Raw genomic sequence first — 6,186 nt, 5'->3', positions numbered from 1 at the left:
CGCTTCCACGGCCCGTGCCGCACCGGTTTGCGCGCCCTGTTCCCGGCCGGACGCGACGCGGTGAGACGCTGCCGCCCGCCCCGGGTCCCCGCCGGGTCCGGGAGCCCCACCCGGTGCTCCGGGCCCGGCACGCAGGCCCGACGGCACATGAGTGCCCGGCGCCGGGGAGCCGGCGTCGCCCCTGGAATCCGCCTGGGGCGGGCCTGCTCCTGGCCGTCCGGATCCGGCCGGTTCCGCCGTCGCCTCCGGCTCATGGCGCATGGTGCCTCCGGGGCCGGGAACCGGGCCCCCGCTGCCTCCGGGGCCAGGGACCGGGCCCGCGTCCCGTCCCGCGACCGCGACCGCGGTCGCGGTCGCGGTCGCGGTCGCGGCCAGCGCACCCGCCCGCGGCGGGCCGGAGCCGGTGCGTCCCGTGCCGCCGGCCGGCTCACCACCGGTCCCTGCCCCGGACCACGTGGCCTCCGGGGCAGGCCCGGCGTCCGTGCCGGGGGCCGGCGGGCCGGCGTCCGGTGTGCCGTGAAGGGTGTCGTGGCGGGCGGTGGCCGTGCCTCGGCGCAGGGCGGTGAGCATGCGCGCGCGGGCGGACTCCACGCGTGCGGCGTCGCGCGGGCCCGCGTCCTCGCGGGCGCGCAGCAGCGGGCCGAAATCCATTTCCTCGATGTCCGCCGCCAAAGTCCCCGCGCGGACCATGTCGCGGCAGCGGTCGACGGTCTCCAGGACCGCATCGGCCAGCGCCGCCGTCTTCTCCGGCGCGCTGTACGCGTCCTGCTCGGAGAGCGCGCTCTGCTGGAGCAGCCCCTCCCTGACGAGCCGTCCGCCGAGCACGCTGATCCGCTCCTGGTCCGGCAGCGCGGTGATCCCGACCAGGTCGACGAGGTCGGCGAGCCGCCCCGCTTCGGCGAGCAGTTCCGCCACCCGGGCGCGCCGCCCGGCCCAGCCCGGGTCGCCGGACGCGGCGCGCCACTCGCCGAGGGCGCGGGCGTCCCGGGAGAAGGATTCCGCCCAGGAGACCGCCGGGTAGTGGCGGGCGTAGGCGAGTTCGCGGTCCAGGGTCCACAGGCAGCGGACGAAGCGCTGGGTGTGCGAGGTGACGGGTTCCGCCATGTCCCCGCCGGGCGGCGAGACCGCGCCGATCACGGTGACGGAGCCGCGTCCTCCGCCGAGGGTGGTCACGGTGCCGGCACGTTCGTAGAAGGCCGCGATCGAGGAGGCGAGTCCTGCCGGGTAGCCCTCCTCGGCGGGCAGTGCCCCGGTGCGCGAGGCGAATTCGCGCAGTGCCTCGGCCCAGCGGGACGTGGAGTCCGCGATGACGACGACGTCGAGGCCCATGTCACGGAAGTACTCGGCGACGGTCACCCCCGTGTGGATGCTCGCCTCGCGGGCCATCATCGGCATGTTGGATGTGTTCGCGACGGTCACGGTCCGCTCGGCGAGCCGCCCTCCGGTCCTTGGGTCCTCCAGCGCGGAGAACTCGTCGATGACGTCTGCCATCTCGTTGCCGCGCTCCCCGCAGCCGACGTAGACGATGACGTCGGCGTCGCACCACTTCGCGATCTGCTGGAGCAGTACGGTCTTACCGGTGCCGAACCCGCCGGGTACGGCGACGGTGCTGCCGAGCGCGACCGGGAAGAGCAGGTCGATGGCCCGCTGCCCGGTGTTCAGCGGCCCCTGCATCTCGGTGCGTCCGCGCACCGGCCGAGGCCGCCGGACGGGCCACTCGCTGGACATCCGGACGTCGGTGCCGCCGACCACGGCGACGACGGTGTCCTCCGTGTACCTGCCGGGCAGGGAGATCCGCTCGACCCTGCCGGCGCGGCCCGGAGGCACCAGCACGCGCAGCGCGACCGGCCCGGCTCCCCCGATGTCACCGAGCGGCTGCCCCTCCGTGACCGTCGCGCCTTCCTCCACGGTGGGTGTGAAGTCCCATTCCCGCACGGCGTGTTCGACGCGGGCACCGGGCGCGAGCCAGTCCGGCGCGCCGACGAGCGGGCGCAGCAGTCCGTCGAAGATCCCGCCGAGCAGGCCGGGTCCGAGCCGCGCGGACAGCGGCATGCCCAGAGGGCGGGCCGGCTCGCCGGGGGCGAGTCCGCCGGTGTACTCGTACGCCTGGGCGGTGACGATGTCCTGGCTGATCGCCACGATCTCGCCGGGCAGTCCGGCCTCGCCGAGGGCGATCAGGTCGTACATGGCGGTGCCCTCGGGGCACCTGGCCTCGACGAGAGGGCCGGCGACACGCAGAATCCGCCCGGCCGGGCGCGGGGCGGCGGGCCCGGGGGCCTCCGAGGCGACCGGGCGCGCGTTCGCCGACGCGTTCGTCAGGGTGTCCGTGTCCACAGCGTCTCCACCTCCGCGCCCGCCCGGTCCGCCAGCCAGACCCGGGCGAGACGGTCGAGCGTGCAGTCGACGCGCCGGCCGTTCCCCTCACCCGTGAGCCCTCCGCCGGGGTCCTCCTCGATCCGGGCGCCCGGCCCGAGGGTGTGCCGGATCCGCTCGGCCAGCCGCTGCCGTACGAGGGGGTAGTCCGCGGTGTGGCGCAGTTCCCGGACGGCACCGACGACCCGCTCGCACAGTTCGTCCCAGATCTCCCGGCGTGCGGCCAGGTCACGGGCGCGTGCGGCTCTGCGTGCCCGGACGCGGTCGGCGGCCCCGACGGCCTCGCCGGCCGCCTCGCCCTGCCGTCGCGCCTCGTCCAGAAGGGCGCGGGCCCGCACCTCGGCGGCTGCCACCGTCGCGGCGGCGTCCGCGTCGGCCCGGTCGAGTTCGGCCTGTGCGTCGGCGCGTGCCGCGCGCAGCAGTGCCTCGCGCACGGGGTCGAGCGCGGCGTCGGTCCGCTGCTGCACGGGCGTCTTCATCCGGGCATCACCGCGGTGAGCGGTCCTTCGCGGTCGAGCGGGCCCTCGGGGTCGAGGACGGCGGGGCCGAGCGCGGCGGCCGCGGCCGGGGTGAGGATCACGAGTGACACGTCCGGCGGCAGGGCGTCCCAGGCCGCGCGGACGGCGTGGGGGGTCTCGGCGGAGAGCGCGGCGACGCCGGCCGGCACGAGCGCTGCGACGCGGGTCCGCTCGCCCAGGGCCACGGCGACGGAACGGTTCATGGTCATGCTTCTCCGATCAGCATGATCGCGACAACCAGGCCGTAGATGGCGATGCCTTCCGCGAGTCCGACGATGACCATGGCCCGGCCGAAGACCTCGGGGCGCTCGCTCATCACGGCCAGGGCGGCGGCCCCCGTGTAGGCGACGGCGATCGCCGCGCCGATGGACGCCCCGGCCACGCTGATGGCGGCGCCGATCAGCGCGGCGGAACCGGAGCCGGAGTCCTGGGCTGCCTGGGCGGCCGCGGGAACGGCGTCGGCCTGGGCCGGGTCGCCGCTGAGCGCTACGAGCAGGAGCACCATCGCTCCGACGAACAGTGCCGCGTTCGCCGCGAGGACGGCCCGCAGTCCGGTGCGGCCGTGCCGCCCGAGCAGCCGCCGGGTCGCGGCGAAGGCCACGACGATCAGGGGCAGAGCGATCAGCCAGGTGATCACGTCGCCACCTCCGTTCGTTTCGTCGTCCGTTGCGTGCCTCGGTCCGTGCCGGGGTTCGCGGTACGGTCCGTGCCCGGGTCAGCGGTACGGTCCATGCCGCGGCCCGGGGCCTGGGCCGGTCCGCCGTTCGCGGTCCGGTCCGCGGTGCGCTCCGCTGTGGGTCCCCCGGGGGCCGGCGTGGGGTCGCCAGTCTGGTCGCCAGTCTGGTCGCCAGTGGGGTCGCCAGTGGGGTCTGCCGTGGGTATCCGCCAGGGACGGAAGGGCCTGCCCTCGCCCTCGAACACCCGGGAGAACAGTTCGTAGAACTCCAGGCGCAGTGCCTGCACCCCTGCCACCAGCGCCTCCAGGGCGAAGGTAAGCGCGTTGCCGAGGGTGAACACGAGCACCGCGAGGACGATGGCTGCCGGTCCGCCCGCGGCGAGGCCGGTGGTGCCCTGCCAGACGATGCCGCCCAGCGCCGCGTGGGTGAGGCCGAACGCGGCGAGCCGCGCGAAGGAGACCACATTGGCGCCGATGCGGATCACCACGTCGAACAGCTGGATCCCGGTCTGCACGACCCCGGACGCGCCACCGCCGGTGCCGGCGTAGATGCCGGTGGCGGCCAGTGCCAGTCCGGTGGCGGCCGCGGCCGCCCCGGCCACCAGCAGGGCCGTCAGGTGGAGTGCCAGACCGCCCGCCGCCAGGGCCAGAGAGACGAACAGGGTGGCGCCCGCGACGCCCGACGCGGCGTACAGCGCCCCGGCGGGGCCGCCCTCGCGCCATCGGTTGACGATGCCGACGGCGTACGACAGGGCCAGCAGTACCGCTCCGAGGAACACCGCGCTCGTCAGCAGCCGCACGGGCTCGTCCAGGGGATTCAGCCACAGCACGGGAAGTACCCCGGTGGGTCCGAAGAACTCTCCGTAGGCGAAGCCCGCCGCGATGCTCGTCGTCGCGGCCGCGGCGACGAACGGCCACAGGTACCGCAGGTGGGCCAGGGCGCGGGGGCGGCCGGCGCGCAGCAGGAGGGCCGCCACGAGAAGCAGCGCCCCGTGTCCCGCGTCGCCGAACATCATGCCGAACATGACGACGTAGGCGATCCCGGCGGGGATGGTGGGGTCGACGTCGGCGTAGGGCACCGTGCCATAGGTGCGCACCAGCGGGACGAAGGACTTGCGCACCGCGCCCTCGTCGGTGAGCAGCGTCGGAGGGTCGACGCCACGGGGTGTGCGCAGCGGTACGACGGCGCCGCCGGTCTCCTTCAGCAGCTCGGTCAGGCGCGGCACCTCAGATGCGGGGCACCAGCCGGCGAGCGCCCGCACGGGTCCCCGTTCCACGGCGGCCTCGCTGTGCGCCTCCAGTTCCGCCTCGCCGGACAGCAGGTCGGCCCGCTCCCGTTCGGCGAGGTCGTCGAGGTCGGGCGCCGCGGCGGACAGCATGGGCGGGGTGGCCGGGGAGCGCAGCAGTTGCAGCCGCCGCGCGGCGGGGCCCCTGGAGGCTTCGCCGGCCTCGGGCACGCCGTCGATCTCCACGCAGCCGGTGCCGGCGACCTTCACCAGCGCGTCGCGCAGGGCGGCGCGCGGTACGACGATCGCGATCCGCTGCATACGGGCCGGTCGCATGCTCTCAGTCCAGGACGGCATCGAACGCCTCCCGTGCCCGGCCGCCGTGCGCGGCGGCCTCCAGTGCGGCCCGCACCCGCCAGGCGTCCGCGGACATCAGCGCCGCGGCCGCCACCACGGGTGAGCTGTCGAAGCGCGTCCTGCGCAGGGCTTCGAGCGAGTCCCGCTCGACCCTGGCCCACCAGCGTGCCTCGCAGCGCCACAGCTCCCGCGGGCCCGCGGCGCCCTCCAGCGCCCAGCGGGCCGGGGCGGGAAGACGGTCGCGGAACTCCTCGTAGGTGCCGGCGTCCAGGGCCGGCCGGCCGAGCAGGCGGGCCGCGCGCCCCGCGGCCGGTGGTTCGGGCCGGCGGCCCAGCAGGAAGGTCTCGCGCGCCACGAGCAGCGCGGCCCGGCCGGCGGCCCAGAGGGCCGCCTGCGGGACACCGGACGCGAGCCGGTCGGCTGCGGACAGCCGCATGCCGGTGGCCACGGCGGCGGGGGTGGCGGCGCCCGGGTCACCCCAGGCGGAGCCGGCCAGCGCGGCGCGCAGCCGGTCCGGTGTGGTGGTGGCGGCCAGCCGCCGCCACGCGGTGGCCAGCGCTCCCAGTCGGTAGGGCCGGGGCTGCTCCCCGCCGGTGAGGGCGCGAAGGTGTTCCTCGGTGTTGGCGATCTCGTAGTCGGAGCAGAGCAGCCGCAGTGCGGCGACGCCGGCCCGGGGCTGCCAGCCGGCCAGGACCCGCAGCCGCCACAGCGCGGCGGCGGAGACTGCCCGCTGGGCCGCGGCGAGTCCGGCACGCGGGTCGAGGTCCCTGCGGTACGGGGTGCCGCGCAGGCCGCGCAGCGCGTCGGGGAGGGTGGCCGCCGCGGACAGTTCGCGCGCGCCCTCGGCGCCGACGCGTGCCGAGGCCATGGCCTTCGCCCGCGTCGCTCCCGCGACCCATCCGGCTCCCACGTCGCCCTCTCCTCTACCGCTTCCCGCGCCCGGGGCCGCCAGGGCCCCCGGCTCCACGCCCTGCCCGGCCCTCCCGCTCCGCGCCACCGCCCTCGCCCTCGCCCGCCCGGGCCCCAGGCTCCGCAC

Annotated in this window: 6 protein-coding genes; all 6 read right to left on the bottom strand. The window is 76.5% G+C overall.

Features of this window, described 5'->3' with window-relative positions:
* On the bottom strand, positions 1-2,334 hold a 2,334-nt coding region (locus GUY61_RS33035; protein WP_166634005.1), incomplete at its 3' end, for a V-type ATP synthase subunit A.
* A complete protein-coding gene (locus GUY61_RS33030; protein WP_166634004.1) occupies positions 2,316-2,852 on the bottom strand; it encodes a hypothetical protein in 537 nt (178 codons plus the stop codon). The genes GUY61_RS33035 and GUY61_RS33030, both read right to left, overlap by 19 nt.
* Entirely contained in the window at positions 2,849-3,094 is a 246-nt protein-coding gene (locus GUY61_RS33025; protein ID WP_208106760.1) for a hypothetical protein, read from the bottom strand. Before GUY61_RS33025 ends, GUY61_RS33030 begins: the two co-directional genes overlap by 4 nt.
* Before the next feature lie 2 nt (positions 3,095-3,096).
* On the bottom strand, positions 3,097-3,528 hold the full coding sequence (locus GUY61_RS33020) for an ATP synthase subunit C (RefSeq protein ID WP_166634002.1): 432 nt from the start codon (positions 3,526-3,528) through the stop codon (positions 3,097-3,099).
* The gene (locus tag GUY61_RS33015) at positions 3,525-5,129 is read right to left on the bottom strand and encodes a V-type ATPase 116kDa subunit family protein (protein WP_243766924.1); all 1,605 of its coding nucleotides are present in this window, start codon (positions 5,127-5,129) and stop codon (positions 3,525-3,527) included. Before GUY61_RS33015 ends, GUY61_RS33020 begins: the two co-directional genes overlap by 4 nt.
* A 4-nt stretch (positions 5,130-5,133) precedes the next feature.
* The gene (locus tag GUY61_RS33010) at positions 5,134-6,060 is read right to left on the bottom strand and encodes a V-type ATPase subunit (RefSeq protein ID WP_166634001.1); all 927 of its coding nucleotides are present in this window, start codon (positions 6,058-6,060) and stop codon (positions 5,134-5,136) included.
* Between the last annotated feature and the right edge of the window lie 126 nt (positions 6,061-6,186).

It is taken from the genome of Streptomyces sp. GC420 (genome assembly GCF_009916105.1).
Lineage (GTDB): Bacteria > Actinomycetota > Actinomycetes > Streptomycetales > Streptomycetaceae > Streptomyces.
This window is presented reverse-complemented; position numbering and strand designations above follow the sequence as displayed.